The following is a 19388-nucleotide window of genomic DNA, read 5'->3' as shown; positions in this document are numbered from 1 at the left end:
GTGGACCGTCGTAAGCACGCGAATCCTGGCCGCGGGAGCCCGTGAACCGCGGGCCGATGGCACAGCAGTTGGCACACTTCAGGTGGCACACCGTGTCCGAAGACCTGTGCCACCGCGGTGCAGGCCAGTTACTCCGAGTCCGTCGTCTCCCGGCCGTCCAGAGCCGTCGGAGGTGGCCCTTAGGATGGGAATCCCCGTTCGGAGGCGCTGATGACGTCCACGCGGCTGGCGCTGCTGCTCTCCCTGGCCCTCCTGTCCAACGCCTGTGCGTCGTTGATGCCTCCGCCCGGCCATGGGGGGAGCCTGCGCTACGCCCCGCACGAGGCCACCCGGCCCGTGGTGGCCGGAGAGCCGGGCGAGGAGCCGCCGCTCGCCCTCGCCTCCCAGCCCCCCTCCCCACCTGGGCGCGAGGTACCGGAGCGGCTGCTCCGTCGCCGGGGCTCTCGGGAGGAGGTGACGGCGACCGGCCCCGGCAGCTCCGAGGGGACTGTGAGGCAGAGCGCGCTCGCGGCCCACCTGGCCTTTCACAGTGGCGTGAGTGAGGTGTCCAGCTCCACCCGCCGCATCTCCGGCGAGCTCTCCAGATTCAAGGCCAGCCACCTGGGCATCGCCGGCTGCGCTGGAGGCCTCTTCGTCCGCTACCTCGACTACGGCGAACGTCAGTTGCGGTGGATTGACGCCGAGCTGGCCGCCGCCACCCAATTGGCCACCGCCGCCTCGGAAGTGGAGGACCCGGACATGAAGCTCGCCCTGCTGCGCCTCGCCGGCCCACGGCTGGAGGCCGCCATGCTGGGCTCCACCCTGCTGACCGTCTGGGTTGCCTGGAGCCAGAGCAGGTGGAGGCCGCAGCGGACGACATGCCCGCCCTGGTGGGCCACCTCACCGGCGAGTTCGCCGCACTCCTCGAGGCCGCGCACAAGGGGGCGAAAGTCCTTGAGACGGCGCTGGTGCTGGCTGAAGGAGTCCATGGAGGCGCTCACCCTCCTGTCGGCGCTGAGGTTTTCGCTCCCCGCCGTGCGCCCGGCCGCTCCCGCCATGCTCGGCGTGGGCCTCATGGTGGGCCCCAACGGCGTGATGATGGGGACTCGGATTGTCGTGTCCGCCGAGTGGGTGGAGATGATGCGCCAGTTGGTGCGCGCGGGCATCCTCTCCCTGCCCGCCGTCAGCGCCGCTGTGCGGATTCAGGCGGGCCAGGTGATGATGGCACAGGGACACGGCGAGCTGCCGCGAGGCGTGCGTGAGGCGCTGGGGGATGCGCCCGAAGTGAGGGCTATGCGCGTGACGGGCAAGACAGGCGCCGGCATGGCTGAGCCCCCACGTCACCACGTCATGCCGAAGGAGTTCCGCGAGTGGTTCGAGAAGCGCGGCTTCACCGGCAAGATGAGCATCGAATGGTTCTGCGTCACGTTGCAGCAGTCGCACCACCAGGCAATTCACGGTGGTGGAAACTGGAAGCTGGGGCGCAAGTGGCCCGGTGAATGGAACCGGATGCTCATGGAGGCACTGCTTGAAGCCGAGACAACGACCGGTCGGATGTTGACACGGAGCGAGGTCCTGGGAACAGTCGCGAAGCGCATGATGGACTACGACATCCCGATGAACTTCATCCGCTGTCGTGGGAAATGAGCGATGACCGACGGACGTTCCTGGGAGGGCAACTGGAAGGCGCGCCTGTCTGAGCGGGTCCGCGAGCGAGGTTACGACTCACTCACCACCTTCGCCGAGGCGCGCCCTGCCGTCCCGCTGCACTTGCTGGCCGAGGAGTTGGGTCCGGACGACATTGCCGGCGTGCAGGTGTTGAGTGGGCTGCTCGCTGAGGCGGAGCGGCGCAAGCAGGTCACTCGCTTCGTGCGCGACGTGTTCACGCGCCTGTGGTCCCAGAGCGTGCCCGACGGCTGGCCGTCCGTACTGGACGATGCAAATCGCTTCAAGGTCGCCGAGGCGGTTGGCTCATGGATTGCCTACACCCCCGAAACTCATAAGGATCGTGCCAGGCGGGTCAGAACAGCGCTCCTCGCCACGCCACCTCCCCCGGGCTGGCGGCCACTCGGACCCGACGACGAGCTGCTACTCACGCTCCTGCCCGACGAAGAAGTCTGAGCTTCATCCCCTGGCGAGGGCCATGAGCAACGAACGTGCTTGGGAGGGCAACATTCACTCCTCACAAGCGAGCGCTCGACGACGGACGAGACAGAGGGTCCGGGTGAGCCCAGCGGATAGGGCTGTCGACGGCTACTGAGGAAACATCACGTTGCCGAGAGTGACGGTGCGCTGGCGCTCCGCGTCCCGCCGGGAACCAGCGTGGACACGCTGGGCATCATCATGACGTCACCCGTCTCGACACGGGGCGCATCCCCGCCGCACTCGTTGACGTCAACGAGCATCGCACAAAAACCCACATCACTCATTGACGTCAACGAGTGCGGGGTACCTCCAGGTACTTGCGCGCATGACGGTCGAGCTCGTTCGCGGAGCGCGGGGCTGACAGCCACCGCACCGCCTCGCACGCTCGGGCTCACGCCACACGCGCCCCGTGAAGACCCGGTGCGCCTGGCCGGGCCCACCATTCACGGCTTTCCGAGGATGAGCCCCTCCGTTCCACGACATCTCGACAGGAGCGGGTGTCTCTGTTGTCAAGCGAGGGAAACCTGGCCGGGTTGCGGTAGATTGGGGACGTGCCGCGTTGTGTGACATGTGGGCAGCGTTGGGAGGAGACCCACGCGCACTGTCCTCGAGGAGCTACCCCGACCAACGCCCCTTCCCCGGGGCGTGGCCGGTCGGCGGCGCCGTCCCTCGTCATTGCCGGCTACCGGCTGGAGGAAGAGGTCGCACGCGGCGGCTTCGGCACCCTCTACTCCGCTCGGCGCGAGCACGACGGCGTGCATGTGGCCATCAAGGTGGCCCACCCCGAAGTGCCCCTCGCCCGCACCCAGCTCGCCCGCGAGGCCGAGGTGCTGCGCATCATCGGCCCGCCCACCGTCCCCACCGTGCATGACACGGGCACCCTGCCCAACGGCGCCCCCTACCTCGTCATGCAGTTCATCGCCCAGCCCACCCTGGCGCAGCGCATGGCGCAGGTGGCTGGCCCCATTCCGCTCACCGAGTTCACCTCACGCGCACAGGCCCTGCTGGATGCGCTCGCGGTGGTGCACGGACACGGCTACCTCCACGGAGACCTCAAGCCAGAGAACGTCTTCCTGGAGGACGCCTCGCGCTCCGCCGGCTTCTTCGACTTCGGCCTCTCGCGCGCGGTGAGCACCCCGGCCCTCTCTCCCACCGATGAGCCCACGCCTCCCATCGGTGACTCCTTCGCGGGCACCGTCGAGTACATGTCCCCGGAGCAGTGTTCGGGCCAGGAGAGCCTCGACATCCGCTCGGACATCTACTCCCTGGGCATCCTCTTCTACGAGATGCTCACCGGCCGCCCGCCCTTCTTCGGCACCCCGGCCGACGTCATCCACGCCCACCTGGCGCGCCGGCCCCTGCGTCCCTCGGAGCTGGTGCCCGTGCCCGCCGCGCTCGAGCAGGTGGTGCTGCGCTGCCTCACCAAGGAGCGCGAGCGCCGCTATGACACCGTGGCCGCCCTGCGGCTCGTCCTCCAGGAGGCACTGGCCAGCGCGGAGAAGCCTCCCACCGCAGCCCCCGCCCCGCGCACGCTGGAGAAGGCCGCGCCCACGCCGCCCGCGCCCGTGCGGCGCTCGGTGGCGGTGCTCTTCTTCCGCTCGGGCGCCAACCCCGTCACCGTGCAGAAGGCGCTCGCCAGCTTCAGCGGGCAGATGGCCTCTCATGAGGGCACCCGCTTCGCTGGCGTCTTCGATCCGGACGCGGGAGAGAACCCCGTGCAGCGCGCCCGGCAGGCCGCCGAGGGCCTCGCCGCGCAGAACCTGGCGTCCGCCGCGCTGGTGGACGTGGCCACGGTGACGGTGCAGCGCCGCCCCGGGGGCCCCGCGCGCTACCTCGGCCCCATCTTCTCGCGCAAGGACCGCTACCCCACCGACGACGACCCCTCCACCCTGCTGCTGACCACCGCGGCGACCGAGGCCCTGCCGGACCTACCGTGCGAGCCAGTGACGGGCCGCGAGGGCGTCTTCCGGCGCGCCTCGGCGAGCCTGGGGCGCGAGGACGTCACCATCCTCCAACATGGCAGCGGCGTGTTGGTGGGCCGCGGCAGCGAGCTGGCCGAGTTGATGGAGAGCGCGGGCCAGGCGCTGGTGGAGGGCGCGCCCACGCTCGTCACCGTGCTGGGGGACCGAGGCCACGGGAAGACCCACTTGAGCGCCGCGCTCGTCCAGCGGCTCCAGGTGGGCCTGCCCAACGCGCGGGTGGTGACCTGGCGCGCCCGCGAGCCGGTGCAGGGCGACCCCGAAGGCACCCTGCGCATGCTGCTGCGCGGCGCGCTGTACGACTTCCGCGGCGACACCGAGCTGACGGGCTCCGACCACGAGGGCCGCGCCACCTGCTTCGAGCTGCTGGGGCCGCAGCTCGCCACCGAGCTATGGCCCGGAGTGGCCTCCACCCTGGGGTGGCTGGCTCCGGGCGCCGCCGGACTGCAGAGCTGGGCCGCGGCCCCTGGCGCACTACGCTCGCTGGCCATGCGCGCCGCCGGTGAGCTGCTGGCCGCGCGCGCCCGCCGCCGGCCCCTGTGCCTGCTGCTCGACGACGCGCAACATGCCGAGGAGACGGCCCTGGACGCGCTGGAGTACGCCGCGCTCGCCGAGTCCCGCCTCCCCCTCTGGGTGTGCGTGCTGGCGCGCCCTGGCTTCGAGCGCCTGCGTCCCTCCTGGGGTACGCGCGCCGCACGCCGCCACGTGCTGCCGCTCGGCCCCCTGTCTCCACCCAGCGCGGTGGAGCTGTGCCGCACCCTGCTGCGCCCCGCGGAGAACATCCCCGCCGCCGCGCTCGAGTACCTCGCCGAGCGCGCCCAGCGCGTCCCCCTCTTCCTGGTGGAGCTGGTGCGCGGCCTCAAGCGCCAGGGGCTGGTGCGCCAGCGCGCGAGTGGTGGCAGCTGGTACCTGGCCACGGACGAGCTGGACCGGATGCCGGAGCTGCGGCTGGTGGACTGGCTGGCGGACCGCGAGCTGGGCGCGCTGCCGGTGGAGCTGGCGGCGCACGCTCGGCTGTGCGCGCTGCTCGGCCCGGACTTCACCGCCGCCGAGGCCGAGGGCGTGGTGCACTCGCTGGAGGAGGACGGGGGCGCGGCGGACTTCCCCCTGGACCCGCGCCACGCCACGCGCCGGCTATTGGATTTGGGCCTGCTGGTGAGCCACCGCCAGGAGGGCCTCAGCTTCCGCAACGAGTTGCTGCGCGCCACGGTGGAGCGCTCGCTGCCCGAGGCGGACCGGGTGCGCATCCACCGCGCCGCGTTCCGCTACTACCAGAGCAAGGCGGGAGCCGCCGAGCGTCAGCGCCTGCCTCGCCTGGCCCTGCACGCCGCCGCCGCCGGCCTGCGCGACGAGGCCGCCGCCCTCTACATCGACCTGGCCGAGTCCGCGCGAGGACGGCACGCCTATATCGAGGCCGAGTCCACCTATACGCGCGCGCTCGAGCTGCTGGAGGCCGACGATCGGCGCCGTCGCCTCACGGTGCTCCGGGGACGGGGCCTCATGCGCTACCGCGTGGGGCGCTACGAGGACTCACTGGCGGACTTCGCCGCGGCGCGCGAGCTGGCCCGGCAACTGGAGGCGGTAACGGACGAGGTAGACCTGCTCCTGGACGAGGCCATGGCCTACGACTGGATCAACGACTACGCGAGCTCCGAGAAGCTGGTGTACGCGGCCCAGGAGCTGGCGTTCGCTGGCAACCTCAGCTCCCCGCTGCTGCAGGTGCGGCTGCTGCTGGGCCTGGGGCGCGCGCAGTTCCGCAACCACCAGTGGGAGGAGTGCTGCGAGCCGCTGCGGGAGGCGGCCGAGCGGGCCCGGAAGCTGGGGGATGCCGGCTACGAGTCGCTGGTGGTGGCGCAGCTGCTGCTGGGCGTCATCCTCCCCAACATCGGCCACATCGACGAGGCCGAGCGCATCTTCGAGGAAGTCATCGCCGAGTGCAGCGAGCGCGGGGACCGGCTGCACCTGGGCAGCGCCATCAACAACCGGCGCAACCTGTGGGTGGCGCGCAACGACTTCCAGGGGGCGATGCAGGACCAGGAGCGCTTCCTGCACCTGGGGCGCGAGCTGGGCATGGTGGGCTGGGAGTACTTCGCCGCGCACAACATGGGCGAGCTGCTCTACCAGGCGGGGGACGCGGAGGCGGCGGCCCCGCACATCGCCCGCGCCATGGCGCTGGAGCGCCACCACCCGGAGATGGCGCCGCGGCCCTGGGCGCTGCTGCTGCAAGCCCGGGCGCTGGCCTACACCGGGCAGGAGGAGAAGGCCCGTGCGCTGCTCGAGGACATCCGCCAGACGCTCAAACAGAGCGGGGCGGAGTTCAGCCCCTCGGAGGCCGTCATGTTCGACGCGGTGGAGCTGGCCACGCGCAACGCCACGCCCGAGGAGTGGAAGGCACTGCTGGAGCGCTCCAACGAGTACTCGGTGGAGCAGGAGCCGCTGGAGGTGCTGGAGCTGATGGGGCTGTCCTTGATGAGGCGGGGCAAGCGGGCGGCGGCCATCCGCTGCCTGGAGGAAGCGCTGCGCCGGGCCGAGAAGATTCCCAACGTCATGAGGGACCGGCTCAAGCGCAGCCTGCGGAGCGCGCTCGAGCTCCCCCCGGAGTGAGGCGCTTCACCCCGAGGACTGGAGCAGGCCCAGGCCGAGCAGCGCCGCGATGAAGACACCCAGGAGGGACTCGCCGATGATGGCGCCAGCCCCCGCCGACTGCACCGTCTGCGTGGCGGAGGGGCGGAGACGGCCCACGATGGCGGCCAGCAGCGCCCCCAGGCACAGCGTCACCGCGTAGTAGGGCGGCACGACGAAGCCGATGCCCATGGCCGCCGCCGAGGGCAGCAACCGCGCCAGCCGCCCGCGCGCGCCCACCGACAGCAGCACGCCCGCGAGGAAGGCGAGGCCCGTGGCCAACGTGGACGAGGGCGGCATTCCAGCCAGCCCCCGCGAGGTGAACTCCGCCACCGTCTTGAACTGCTGCCCCGTGGGCACGGGAAGCGCCTCCGAGCCCAGGCCGTGAGCGGACACCAGCAGGGAATAGGCGGGGATGGCCACGGCGGCGCCCAGCAGCACCCCCGGGAGCTGGACGAGGAGCTGGCGCGAGGCGCTGGCGCCCAACAGCCGCCCGGACTGGAGCGACCACAGACTGGCGCTGGTATGCGACGCGGCGCCCGACACCACCGCGCCGGCCGCGACATTGAGGCTGGGCTGCCCCGGCACCACCATGCCGAAGCCCACCTGCGCGAGCTGTCCCACAGGACTCATGGGCGCGATGTCCGTCTGGCCCGTGGCGCGGGCACACACCGCGCTGAGCGGGAAGGTCAGCAGCAGCGCCAGCAGGAAGTACAGCGGGCTGAGCTGGAAGGCGAACCACGCCATCACCCCAGTGAGCAGGATGGCCGGGAGCACCGCCCTGGACACCCACTGACCAGCCGTGGCCTCCCAACCCGCGCCTTGCCGCCCGAGCCCGCGCAGGTCCCTCACCACGGACGGAAGAGCGCGCACCTGGGACACCAGCGACGCGGCCGCGGCGCCCACCATCAACCCCACGCCAGGCCAGAGAAGCCACCCGGAGAACGTCAGGTAACCCGCCTCCTTCACCAGCCCCTCGCGCACCAGCCAGGGGGCCAATCCGCCCCACGCTACTGCCGCGCCCAGCAGGATGCTCAGCCCCACCTGGGGGCCCACCAGCACGCCGATGCCCAGCAGCATCGGATTCCAGCCGATGCCCACCAACAAGCTGTCAGCGCCCAACCCACCCACCTTCAACGTCCCGGGCAACAGCGACGCCGGAGGCACCAGGCCCCGCGCGTCCCTCAACCAGGTGAGCCCCATGGAGGCAAGGCCACTCACCCACAAGCCCCGGGCCCGCGCCGCGTAGGCCGAGCCGGTGGAGTGCAACGTGGAGATGAGCTCCGCGGTGGCGGCACCGGTGGGAAAAGGCAGGGCCTCGTCCTCGAGCAGGCGACGCCGCAGCGCAAAAGCGAACAGCACCCCCAGCGTCCCCAGCCCCACGCCCCACAGCGCCACCGCCCAGCCAGGCGGCTGCGTTCCCAGCATGGCGAGCGCGGGCACCGCACCTAGCAACCCCGCACTGGCGGGCAACGCACCTACGGAGACAGCGGCCGTCTGGGAGAGGTTCGTCTCCAGCGGAGAGAGCGGAGTGCTCCGCCGGGCCACCGCCGATAGGCCACCGAAGGCCAACAGCGCGGACAGCACGCACCCGGACTCCCAGAAGCCCGTCTTCAGCCCCGTGTAGACGTTGGTGACAGCCACCACCGAGCCGATGAGCCCTCCGGCCACCAGCGCACGCACCGTCAGCTCGGGCGAAGGTGGCGCCGGGAGTGACGCCGCGGGAACCGGGTGGAGCGCGGGAGACGCGGACTCGTCCGGGACGAGCACGGGGGTGGCCGCAGCACGCCCGGACGGCCGCTCACTCATCTCGCGCCTCCCTGAGCCACGGCCACCAGTTGGGGCGCGGACGGCGCCGCGGCGGACGCAGGCGACTGGGCGGAGCGGCTCACCAGGGCCCGGAGCTGACGCAAATCCAACGGCTTGCTGAGCTTCGGGTTGGCCACCTCCTGCAGGAAGCTCAGCGCCCGCGGGGTGAAGGCTCCACCCGTCATGAAGACCACGCGCTGGGCCTGGTCCGGCGCGGTGCGGTTCAGCTCGGCGTACAGGTCCATGCCTGTCATCCCCGGCATCATCACGTCACAGAGGATGAGGTCGAAGCGGTTGCCCTGATCCATCAACTTGAGCGCGGCCCGGGCGCCATTCACGGTGGCCACCTCATGGTCCGGCGACAGCGAGCGCTGGAGCGCCCGAGTCACGTAGGGCTCGTCGTCCACCACCAGGATGCGCGCCCGACCCGCGGTGGGCACCGGCGCGGGCTCGGCCCGCACCTCCACCTGCGAACCGGCCACGCCCAGGCTCACGCGGAAGGAGCTCCCCTTGCCCGGCTGACTCTCCACGGTGATGCGGCCGCCCATGGAGTCGATGATGCCGTGGCAGATGGACAGGCCCAGCCCCGTGCCCTCACCCACCGGCTTGGTGGTGAAGAAAGGATCGAAGATGCGCGCCTGCACCTCCGTCGACATGCCCACGCCCGTGTCGCGCACCTCCACCACCACATCGCCCGTGCCGCTCTCGCGGATGACGACACGAATCTCGTGGTCCTTCGCATCCCCCTCGGGAATGGCGTGCGCCGCGTTGAGCAGCAGGTTGAGGAACACCTGGCACAGCCGCGACTCGTTGCCCTGCACCGAGGGCACCGGCTCGAACTGCGTCACCAGCCGCGCCCGGTGCTTGATGACGTTGTCCGCCATCTTGCACGCCAGCTCCACCGCCTTGCTCACCTCCACCGGCCCCAGCCTGTCCTCCTGCTGACCGCGGGCAAACGTCTTCAAGTCGCGCACGATGGAGGCGATGCGCTCGGCGCCCTCCACCGTCTCGCGGATGACCTGGTGCAGCGGATCCACCGTCTCCGCCACCGACGAGCTCCTCAGTCGGTCCAATCCCTCGGAGATGAGGTGCAGGTTGACGAGCATGTAGGCCAGCGGGTTGTTGATTTCATGCGCCACGCCCGCCCCCAGCGTACCCACCGAGGCCAGCCGGTCCGCCATCTGCAACCGCGACTGGAGCAGACGGCGCTCGGTGGTGTCGCGGTGGACCATGATGTGGGCGATGGTCCGGCCCTCCGCGTCGCGCAGCGGCGCCACCACGGACTCGCAGTAGCTCTGCGTGCCGTCGGCCCGCTTGAAGTCCATCTCGCCCGTCCACCGGCCGTCGCGCTCCAGCGCCGCGAGCACTTCCCCCGTGCGCTTGTCCTCCGCACCCGGGTGCAGCAGCGAGAAGAGCGTCTGTCCGAGCGCCTCGGCCTTGCCCCGGCCGAACATCTTCTCCGCGCTCGCGTTCCAGTCGATGATCCGCCCGGTCCGGTCCGTGACGACGACGCCCTCACACAGGCTCTCGAAGATGAGCGCCTGGCGGCGCAGCTCCTGCTCGGCCACCTTGCGCTCGGTGATGTCCATCACCGTGCCGGTAATCCGCACCGGGGTGCCCGTCTCATCGCACAGCACGTCCCCCTTGCAGGACAGCCACCGGCCGCGCGCGCCCGTCATCTCGATGCGGTACTCCACATCCAGGTGCGCGCGCTGGGCGAGCGCCGTGGCCAGCGCCTCGCGCACACGCTGCAGGTCTCCCGGGTGCACCACCTCGGACAAATCCGTGGGGCGCCCCGACAGCGAGCCCACCGGTAGGCTCAGCAACCTGTCCACCTGCTCGGACCACGTCACCGCGCCGGTGACGGCGTTCCAATCCCAGATGCCTACACGCGCCGCGCTCAACGCCTGGCGAAGCTGCTCCTCTCCCTGCTCCACCAGCTCGCGCATGGAGAAGCGCAGCACCGTCACCGTTCCAATCTGGACCCGGTCCCCCTCGTGCAGCTCGGCGGACGCGATGCGCACACCATTGAGGTAGGTGCCGTTGGTCGAGCCCAGGTCCGACAGGTGAAAGCTGCCCTCGGGCGCCCGGGTGATGCGCGCATGCCGGCGCGACACCCCGTGGTCGTTGATCTGAAAGCCCGCGTCCGCTCCCCGTCCAAGCACGTGCTCCGCGGACTCGATGCGGAACACCTTTCCGATCGCCGCCGGCGTCGTCGTGCTCGTGAGGATGAGGCACGCGCTCTCCGAGGACTGGAGCGGCTTCGCGGGCCCTCCACACATCGTGAGATCGTCCACCATCTTCATGGCCATGCTCTTCCCGGGGGCAGGAGTTGTTCAATCAGCCGTGGAAGTATCCAGCAGAGTTGGGGCCCAGAGCACCTCACCCTCCCGGCGTCCTGTGGGCCCCTCCATCCACCACTGGACACAACACCCCACGAGGGTAACTCAAGTGCCGTGCGCTCGACAGAGGGGGGCCCCCCGGCGGAGGCGCTGAGCCGGCGGTGGTAATCTTGAAACGATGGCGGACACGGACAGCACTTTTCACATCCTCCCTCCTCGCGGCGAGCGCACCCCGCCCCGAGACCAGCCCGCCCGCATGCAGCTTGCCCCCGGAGCCCTCGCGGGTGAGTACATGCTCAAGGCAGTCCTCGCCTCGGGGGGCCACGGCGCGGTGTACGAAGCTGAACATCGCATCCTCGGCCGGCGAGCCGCGGTGAAGGTGCTGCATCCGCACCTGACGGACCAGGGAGAGATGTTGCAGCGCTTCGTGCGCGAGGCCCGGGTCGTCAATCAGATCCGCCACCCGAACATCGTGGATGTGTACGACTTCGGCATGCTGCAGGACGGCAGCCCGTACTACGTGATGGAGCTGCTGCCGGGCCGGACACTCAGCCAGCTCCTGCAGGAGCGGGGGCGGCTGACGGCGGAGCGCGCGCTGGCCTACCTGGAGCCGGTGTGCGCGGCGCTGGAGGCAGCGCACCAGGCGGGCGTGGTGCATCGAGATCTCAAGGCGAGCAACGTGGCGGTGGTGTCCGAGGGAGAGCCACCGGTAGTGAAGTTGCTGGACTTCGGCATCGCCAAGTTCATCCACCCCGAGCCGGGGCAGGAGGGGCTGACGGTGGCGGGCCAGCGGCTGGGCACCTCGCAGGCCATGGCGCCCGAGCAGTTCCGCAGCGGCAGCATCGGCCCCACGACGGACATCTACGCACTGGGAGTGCTGCTGTACCAGATGCTCACGGGCCACTACCCCTTCCAATCCGAGGATCGGCTGGAGGTGGAGCGGATGCACCTGGAGGCCCCAGCGCCGAGGCCGAGCACCGAGGTGCCCGTACCGCCCGCGGTGGACGCGGTGGTGCTGCGCTGCCTGGAGAAGGAGGCGGACCGGCGCTACCCGGACGTGGCTTCCTTCCGCGCTGCGCTGCGCGACGCGGTGGCCCCAGCAGGCGCCGAGCGAGTAGCAGCCTCGGGCAAGAGCGTGCGCGCCTTCGCCCTGCACGCCGAGGTGGTGCTCGAGGAGGGCGCTGAGGACGACGCCGCGTATGCCGCTGTCTCCGAGGTGCTCGACGGCCTGGAGCAGGAGCTGCGCGCGGCGGGCTTCGTCCTCGCCGTGCAGACGGGCATGGCGCTGCTGGGCGTGCATCCGCTGGAGGAGCTGCCTCGCACGGATGCCCATGAGTTGTTGGAGACGGCGCGAGCGCTGCACCAGCACGCCCAGAAGCTCGCGGCCGGCACGCGCGTGAGCGTCCACGCCTGCGTCCACGTGGGCCAGGTGGATGCACGACGCGGCCCCGAGGGCCTCGACATCACCGGCGGTCCCCTGGCGGACATCGCCGGCTGGGTGGTGCGCGACGCGAGCGGTTTCGGCATCACCCCCTCGGCCGCGCGCGCTTGCTCTCTGCCGCTGGCCGGCTGAGCCCCACTCCCCTCCCCTCTCAATCACAGACGACGTGAGGCGTTCCCTTGCCTCGCGTCGTCTTCACATTTCCACGTACAGCTCGTGAAAGGTCTTTCACTTGCTGACGTCGTACGTGGGTTGGTTGCCCAGAACCGACATCTCAGGTGTCTCAATTTTGACCGATTAGACGGTTTTAACCTGGGTATCCTTTTTTTCATCGGTCGCAGCAATCACACTGATGGCGTGGAGTTCAGGTTGTCGGGCAGCAATTCCGAGGGGCTCCACGAGGGGGAGTTACAGGCAGATTGAAATATCCCGCGTCATCCGTTCCCAGGGGGTGGACCATGCTGTTGAAGACCTTCGAGTCTCGGCGCAGTGGTTGGGAGTTTCTGGCACTGATGCTGGCCTGCGCTGTTGGCTGCGGACCGGCGGAGGGGCTGCCAGAAGAGACGGGCGGGCAGGAGGAGTGGGGGAGCACAACCCAGAAGATCATCGTGGGCAACGGGCTGAGCCTGAATGGACTGAGCCTGAATGGACTGAGCCTGAATGGACTGAGCCTGAATGGACTGAGCCCCACCGGGCTGTCGTCGAGCAGCTTCAGCACCTGGTTCAATGCCGACCCGACGGTGCGCAACGAGGTGATGAAGTACGTGGTGGCGTGCGCGGTGCCGTCGGGCCAGTCGCGCTCCTACACGAGCGGGGGCACCACCTATACGTGGAACGGAGTGCTGGGGCTCGCCACGGGCTGGGCCGGCGGCTTGGCGGCCACCACGGCGGAGCTGCACGTGGTGTCGGCGTGCATGGCGGCGCATGCCAACAAGTTCGGCATCAACGTCAACATCTCGCTGCTGGGGCTCGACGGGGCCGGCAACACCATCACCTATACGACCCAGGAGCTGACGGACTACAACGTCAAGGAGGCCTGCTTCTTCGGCAACCTCTTCGACGGCAGCACGGGCGTCTTCGGCGGCAACGACGGCCTGTCCCTGACGAGCAGCCAGAGCAGCCCGCGCGTGTGCGGCCTCGCCGGCTCCCCCAATGCCTCTCAGTGCACGCCCATGACGTATGTGGGGAGCTGCTCCACGTACTGCACCCTGGACGCCACCAACACCTTCTACACCTCGTGCACCTACAACAGCGTCACCTACCGGCCCGTCACCACGCGCATGAGGCCGGCGGACTTCTATAGCTGTGGCGACGGGGTGTGCCAGGCCACCGAGAGCTGCGGCACGGGCACCACCGCCAAGAGCTGCGCCGCCGACTGCGGCTCCTGCTAGGCCACGCGCCTGAGGCGGAAGACGTCGACGTCGACACCCTCCGAGAAGAGGGCCAGAGGGGGCTCGGAGGGACGAGGAATGCCAGCGGCCGCCAGGAGAGACTCGTCCAGTCCCTCCACGTCGGCGCCCCGCACCTGGTAGGGCGAATGGTGTACCTGGCCGCGAAAGAGCGAGCCGTTGGCGGTGGAGTAGAGGAAGTAGCGCTCGACGAGGAAGTGCTGGAGCGTGCCCGGGGTGGCGGGGGCGGCAGAGCCCCGGGGCGTGCAACGCACGGAGCACGTGGCGGGCGTGGGCCCGGGCCAGCGGCGCTCGGAGCGATAGGAGTAGGGCTTCCCCTCGCTTCCAGTGGTGAGCTCCATGCTTGCGTAGTGGTAGGGCAGCTTGAACCACGCCCGCGCGAGCCGCACCGCGATGGCGTTGGCGGCCTCCAGGCTGAAGAACCAGACGCCCGGATCCTTCCCCTGGAAGTGCACGTACGTGCGCACGTTGGTCTCGTGGAAGTCCGACAGGAAGCCCACCGCGGGCAAGCCTCGGGGACGCACGCCGCACATGGTGAAGGGCACCAGGCCCACCCAGGCCTTGCCGTCGAAGGTGTCCAGCGTCAGGCCCGGCGGCAGCAGCGGCGCCATCACCTCCGGCGGCAGCGCCCAGTGCAGGAACAGCAGGTGGCGCCAGCTCTGGTACATGACGGGCCGCTCGTCCGGCCGGCGCGTGGGACTGAGGCGATCAATCCCAGGCTCGGCGGAAGTGACGACGGACTCGGCGGGACGCTGGGACACGCAAGGCCTCCTGGGCGGACGGAACCGGCTTCATAGCTCCGCCCGAGGCCGAGGCCCACCACCGTCGGCTCCGCCGGCCCGGACACCGGCCAGCCGCTCAGGTACCGACCGCGCCCGGGGTGGCGGAGGGACCCTGCGCCGGGGGCGTATGACTCTCGGCGACGTCCGCCCGGGCGATCCGCTCGTCCAGGTCCGCCATCAGGTGCTCGAAGGCCTCCTTGCCAATGGCCGCCTTCTGGTACGCCTTGTGGAGCGACTCCTTCTCCACGATGAGCATGCGCCGCACCGCCTCCTGGTGCTCCTCCTCATGGAAGCGCATGGACTGCTGCTTGAGCGCGGTCAGCTCCTGCTGGGCGGCGGCCTCCTTCTGGTGGTACTCCCGCTCGAGCTGCTCCAGCACGTCGGCGGGAATCTCCCGATTGCGGCGCATGCCTTCCAGCGCGGACAGCGCGGCATGGACCGCCCCCAGCCGGCCCCGCGCCAGCTCGTACTGCTCCTGGTACTCATCCTTCATGCCGGTGATGCCCAGCCGCCGCAGCAGCGGCGCCATGGTGAGCCCCTGGAAGACGATGGCGAGCACCACCACGCCGAACGTCATGTTCACCAGCAGCTCCCGGTGCGGGAAGTCCGCCGGCAGACCGAGGATGAGCACCATGGAGATGGCCCCGCGCAGCCCGCTCCAGGTGAGCACCGCGGTCCAGCTCCAAGGCATGCGCTCCGAGGTGAACCGCAGCAGGCCCGACACGCCGTACACCACCAACGCGCGCCCCGCCACCACCGCCACGTACGCCGCGAGAATCGGCTTCCAGGAGGCCAGCAGCGAGCCAACCTCCACCTCCAGGCCGATGAGCAGGAACACCACCGAGTTGAGCGCGAAGGCCAGGTACTCCCAGAAGCTCTCCACCGCCACGCGCGTGGCGGGGCTCATGCCCTCGTGCGCCGCCCAGTTGCCGCACAGCATGCCCGCGACCACCGTGGCAATCACGCCCGAGTAGTGGAAGTGCTCGGCCACCACGAACGAGCCGTACGCGGCGATGACGGTGAGGGTGATTTCCACCATCGCGTCATCCACGCGCTGGATGACCTGGGCGACGGCGAAGCCCACCGCACCGCCCACGAGCATGCCCATGCCGGCCACCTTCACGAAATCCAACACCGCCCCGCCCACCGTGAAGGTGCCTCCGGTGGCCACCGCGACGATGAGCGTGAAGAGCACCACGGCCGTCCCATCGTTGAGCAGGCTCTCGCCCTCCACGAGGATGGCCAGGCGCTTGGGCGCTCCCAGCGCCTTGAAGAGCCCCACCACGGCGATGGGATCCGTGGAGACGATGACCGCGGCGAACACCAGCGCGTGGATGAAGCCGAAGCCGGGCGCGAAGTTCCACCGCGACACCACCGGCGAGAGGATGAGCGCGGTGAGCCCCGCCGACGCCGCCACCCCGGGAATGGCCATCGAGTGGATGGCCAGCTTGTTCTTCCAGAACTTGCGGAACTCCACATGGAAGGCGGCCTCGAAGAGCAGCCCCGGCAGGATGATGGCGAAGAGCAATTCCTTGGTGAGGTGGGGGGGCTCGAAGGCGTGCGCCGAGCCGAGCACCAGCCCCGCCACCACCAGGGCCACCGTGTAGGGGAACTTGAAATAGCGCGCTGCGATCGCCACCGCCGTCGCGATGGAGAAGAGCAGCACGAAGGCCAGCTCGAAATGCATCCCCGAACTCCGTTTGAGCTCAAAAAAGGCCGAACCCTAACCCGAGGTCCCCCCCTTCCGGCAACCCGGCGACATCCTCCCACCTTGTCACCAGGACAAGGGCGACACGGGAGGGTGGAAACACACCCGGCCGATGGGTCAGACTGTTCTCCCCCCAACAACAGTGACCCCCCCCACTGAATAATTGAAGGAGCGCTGGATGCAGGCAGGACTGGAGAGCCTCGGGATCGCGGTGCCGCCTACGTACGTGGAGCTGGCGGAGCTGGCCAAGGCGCGAGGCGTAGCGCCGGGCAAGTACGTGGATGGGCTGGGCGTGACGCGGATGGCCGTGCCGCTGGTGGAAGAGGACACGGTGACGCTGGCGGCGCGGGCGGCGCGGATGGCGATGGAGGCGGCCGGGTGCGCTCCGGAGGACGTGGGCATGCTGGTGGTGGGCACCGAGACGGCGGTGGACCACTCCAAGCCGGTGTCCTCATATGTGCAGGGCCTGCTGGGACTGCCCACGCGCTGCCGCGTCTTCGAGACGAAGCACGCGTGCTACGGCGGCACCGCGGCGCTGCTGCTGGCCATGGACTGGGTGCGCTCGGGCAGCGCCAAGGGGAAGAAGGCACTCATCATCTGCTCGGACATCGCCCGCTACGGCGTGGGTACGCCGGGTGAGCCCACGCAGGGCGCGGGCGCGGTGGCGCTGCTGGTGTCCGACAAGCCGAAGCTGCTGGCCTTCGAGAACGGGAAGACGGGCGCGTACGCCAAGGACGTGATGGACTTCTGGCGTCCGCTCTACTCGAAGGACGCGGTGGTGGACGGGCACTACTCGGTGCAGTGCTACCTGGACGCGCTGGAGGGGGCGTACAGGGCCTACCAGGAAGCGTCGGCAGACGCCAGGGAGGACGCGGGCGGCGAGGGCCAGTACAGCGACCGGTTCGCCGCGCTCGTGTACCACGTGCCGTACGGGAAGATGTCGCGCAAGGCGCACCGGCACGTGCGCACGCTGGACGGGGACAAGGAGCCGGACGCGAGCTTCGACCGGCTGGTGGGCCCGAGCCTCGTGCTGCCCTCGCAGGTGGGCAACATCTACACGGGCTCCATGTACCTGGCGCTGGCGAGCCTGCTGTCGTCCTCGCGCGAGGACCTCACGGGCAAGCAGGTGGGCCTGTTCTCGTACGGCAGCGGCTCGTGCGCGGAGTTCTTCAGCGCCGTGGTGCAGCCCGAGGCGCAGGCGCGCGTGAAGGCGCTGGGCCTGGAGACGCTGCTGGAGAAGCGGCGCGCGCTGAGCATCCCCGAGTACGAGGCCATCATGGCGGCGCGCGAGAAGCTGGACGACAAGCCCGCCGAGGAGACGCCCGGCGAGGGCTTCCGCTACCAGGGCACGCGCGACCACAAGCGCATCTACGCACGCTGAGCCAGCTCGAGCGGGAGGCGGCTATGGAATGACGTAGTACGCCTCCTGCCAGGGCACGAAGAAGTTCCAGCCGTCCGCGGTGAGGTACGCGGGGTCCTCCTGCATCACGAACACCTCCTGGCCGTCCCACTCGGGCACCGGGGTGCGCGTGTTGAGCTCGATGGCGATATACGAACCCTCGCGCAGCTTCTTGGGCTCCTCCTGCCGGCTCGTCGAACGGAAGTCGATGGAGGCGCCCAGCGCGTGCCCCTGGTTGCCCAGCGGGTGCGAGTACACCTGGGCCACGATTCCCTTCTCCCTCACCCAGGCGATCACCATCTCGTACACCTCGGCGGACGGGCGCCCCGGACGCGACGCCACCACCAGCGCGACCTGCACCGCGTTCGTGTTCCCCAGCGCCCGCTTCAGGCCCTGGGGGACGTCCCACTCCCCCTCGCGCAGCACATAAGCCATCTTCTGCCAGTCGCTGTGCAGGCCCAGGTAGCTGATGCCGAAGTCCACGTGCAGCAGGTCTCCCCGCTGGATGACCAGGTCCTCCTTCGCCACCGCGAGGAAGCCGCGCGACGAGGCGTTGCCCTGCCCCTTGCGCTGCACGCGCAGGTCCGGCTGGAACCAGGTGCCCACGCCCAGCCGCCCCAGCTCGTCATACAGCCAGCGGCGCACGTCCCCCACCTTCGTGACGCCGGGCTTCACCACCTCGGACGAAAAGGCCCGCTTCACCACCTGCTCCGTGAGCAACACCAGTGTGCGGTAGTGCTCCAGCTCCTCGGGAATGCGCGTGTCCAGGTACTCCTCGATGAGCGGTGCGGCGCTGATGAAGCGCGCCTCCGCCTCGGGCCCCAGCCCCGCGGCGAGGAGCGCGTACGAGTCCCGCGTCAGGCTGCGCGTCACCCCTCGCTTGCCGCCCATGCTTAGCGCGATGGTGGCCGGTCGGTACCGCGTGTAGAGCTCGGCCAGCTCCTCCTCCCTCGGCTTGATCGGCTCCTTGGGACACTCGAAGAAACGCGTGAGGTTCTCCTCGGGGTAGCCCGTTAGCGCGTACTTCTTCAGCCCCTGCGCGCCCGCGTCGATGAAGACGAAGATATCCCGGTTGCCCGCGTAGGGCCGCGGCGGCGCCACGTACTGGGTGAGCGGATCATCGTGGAACTCCTCGTTGACGATGATCCACATGCCCACGCCGTGCTGGCGCATCATCGGCAGGAGCATCTCGTGGCGCTTCACCAGCCAGGCCTCGCGCACGGCGATCTGCTCGGACCAAGAGAGCAACCGGGGCGGAACAGGGCGGGCCGTGGCACACGCCACGTTCAGGGCAAGCAGCAGACAGGGAACGAGCCAGCGTCTCATCACGGAGGGCTCCGGGCGGGGTGGTGCCCCCCAGCCTACCCCGCGTGCCGCCGCGCGGAATCACCCGAGGTGTCCCCCAGACTTCGAGCGGGTCCAACCCGGGTCTTCATCAAGACGGGCCACCGGGCCACGGCATGCCCGGTCCCAGGGAGGGATGGCCAGGGGACATAGCGGGTGGGGGAGCAGGCGGTTACATCCATCGGGTGACCGATGTGAGAGACCCGCGCGTACAGGACGCGCTGAGGCAGGCGTGCGACGAGCTCGGGCTGCCCCTCACCTACCGCGGCTGCGTCCATCCGCTCCTGCGCGACCCCGAGGGCGAGTGGCCCCAGTGCTGCGGCGGAGGCTGCTACCCGTGCGCGCAGACACTCGTTGATGTCGCGGTGCGCACGCTGCAGTTGCTCGGCACTCCGCGCACATCGCCCGTGTGAGCCCGGACGACTCCCA

General features: G+C 69.9%; 12 protein-coding genes. 7 read left to right on the top strand and 5 right to left on the bottom strand.

Annotation, left to right across the window (positions count from 1 at the left end):
• Positions 1-210 precede the first annotated feature (210 nt).
• The 3 genes from OV287_RS07050 to OV287_RS07040 all read left to right on the top strand — a co-directional run bounded on the left by OV287_RS07050 (position 211) and on the right by OV287_RS07040 (position 6707).
• The gene (locus OV287_RS07050; protein ID WP_267533216.1) at positions 211-1626 is read left to right on the top strand and encodes a DUF2380 domain-containing protein; all 1416 of its coding nucleotides are present in this window, start codon (positions 211-213) and stop codon (positions 1624-1626) included.
• A 3-nt stretch (positions 1627-1629) separates the two neighbouring features.
• A complete protein-coding gene (locus OV287_RS07045; protein WP_267533215.1) occupies positions 1630-2100 on the top strand; it encodes an NUDIX hydrolase in 471 nt (156 codons plus the stop codon).
• A 575-nt stretch (positions 2101-2675) separates the two neighbouring features.
• Positions 2676-6707 (top strand): serine/threonine-protein kinase, encoded by a 4032-nt coding sequence (locus OV287_RS07040; RefSeq protein WP_267533214.1) that lies wholly within the window; start codon positions 2676-2678, stop codon positions 6705-6707.
• 6 nt (positions 6708-6713) lie between these two features.
• Here the strand turns inward: OV287_RS07040 and OV287_RS07035 are convergent, their stop codons facing one another.
• Positions 6714-8534 carry an OPT/YSL family transporter gene (locus tag OV287_RS07035; RefSeq protein ID WP_267533213.1) on the bottom strand — a complete coding sequence of 607 codons (1821 nt, stop codon included), beginning with the start codon at positions 8532-8534 and terminating at the stop codon, positions 6714-6716.
• A complete protein-coding gene (locus OV287_RS07030; protein WP_267533212.1) occupies positions 8531-10846 on the bottom strand; it encodes a serine histidine kinase EspA in 2316 nt (771 codons plus the stop codon). The genes OV287_RS07035 and OV287_RS07030 overlap by 4 nt, the downstream gene beginning before the upstream one ends.
• A 208-nt stretch (positions 10847-11054) precedes the next feature.
• Here OV287_RS07030 and OV287_RS07025 point away from each other — a divergent pair, with 208 nt between their 5' ends.
• Together OV287_RS07025 and OV287_RS07020 are read left to right on the top strand one after the other, a co-directional pair.
• Complete coding sequence (locus OV287_RS07025; RefSeq protein ID WP_373371811.1) at positions 11055-12449, top strand: serine/threonine-protein kinase; 1395 nt, start codon at positions 11055-11057, stop codon at positions 12447-12449.
• A 326-nt stretch (positions 12450-12775) separates the two neighbouring features.
• Positions 12776-13708, top strand: a complete 933-nt coding sequence (locus OV287_RS07020; RefSeq protein WP_267533211.1) for a hypothetical protein — start codon at positions 12776-12778, stop codon at positions 13706-13708.
• On the opposite strand, the gene OV287_RS07015 is transcribed toward OV287_RS07020, so the two are convergent.
• Positions 13705-14487, bottom strand: coding sequence for a YqjF family protein (locus tag OV287_RS07015; protein ID WP_267533210.1), 783 nt, complete (start codon positions 14485-14487; stop codon positions 13705-13707). The two genes, OV287_RS07020 and OV287_RS07015, sit on opposite strands and share 4 nt — an antisense overlap.
• 97 nt (positions 14488-14584) lie before the next feature.
• Complete coding sequence (locus OV287_RS07010) at positions 14585-16195, bottom strand: Na+/H+ antiporter (RefSeq protein WP_267533209.1); 1611 nt, start codon at positions 16193-16195, stop codon at positions 14585-14587.
• Positions 16196-16394: 199 nt separating this feature from the next.
• Between OV287_RS07010 and OV287_RS07005 the strand changes: the two genes are divergently transcribed.
• Positions 16395-17597 carry a hydroxymethylglutaryl-CoA synthase gene (locus tag OV287_RS07005; RefSeq protein ID WP_267533208.1) on the top strand — a complete coding sequence of 401 codons (1203 nt, stop codon included), beginning with the start codon at positions 16395-16397 and terminating at the stop codon, positions 17595-17597.
• Between the two features lie 21 nt (positions 17598-17618).
• On the opposite strand, the gene OV287_RS07000 is transcribed toward OV287_RS07005, so the two are convergent.
• The gene (locus OV287_RS07000; RefSeq protein WP_267533207.1) at positions 17619-18941 is read right to left on the bottom strand and encodes a M24 family metallopeptidase; all 1323 of its coding nucleotides are present in this window, start codon (positions 18939-18941) and stop codon (positions 17619-17621) included.
• A 203-nt stretch (positions 18942-19144) separates the two neighbouring features.
• Between OV287_RS07000 and OV287_RS06995 the strand changes: the two genes are divergently transcribed.
• Entirely contained in the window at positions 19145-19372 is a 228-nt protein-coding gene (locus OV287_RS06995) for a hypothetical protein (protein WP_267533206.1), read from the top strand.
• Positions 19373-19388 lie beyond the last annotated feature (16 nt).

The sequence above is a fragment of the Archangium lansingense genome (assembly GCF_026626635.1).
In the GTDB taxonomy this organism is placed as follows: domain Bacteria; phylum Myxococcota; class Myxococcia; order Myxococcales; family Myxococcaceae; genus Archangium; species Archangium lansingense.
The sequence above is the reverse complement of the archived record's forward strand: the minus strand, read 5'-3'. Positions and strand labels throughout refer to the sequence as shown.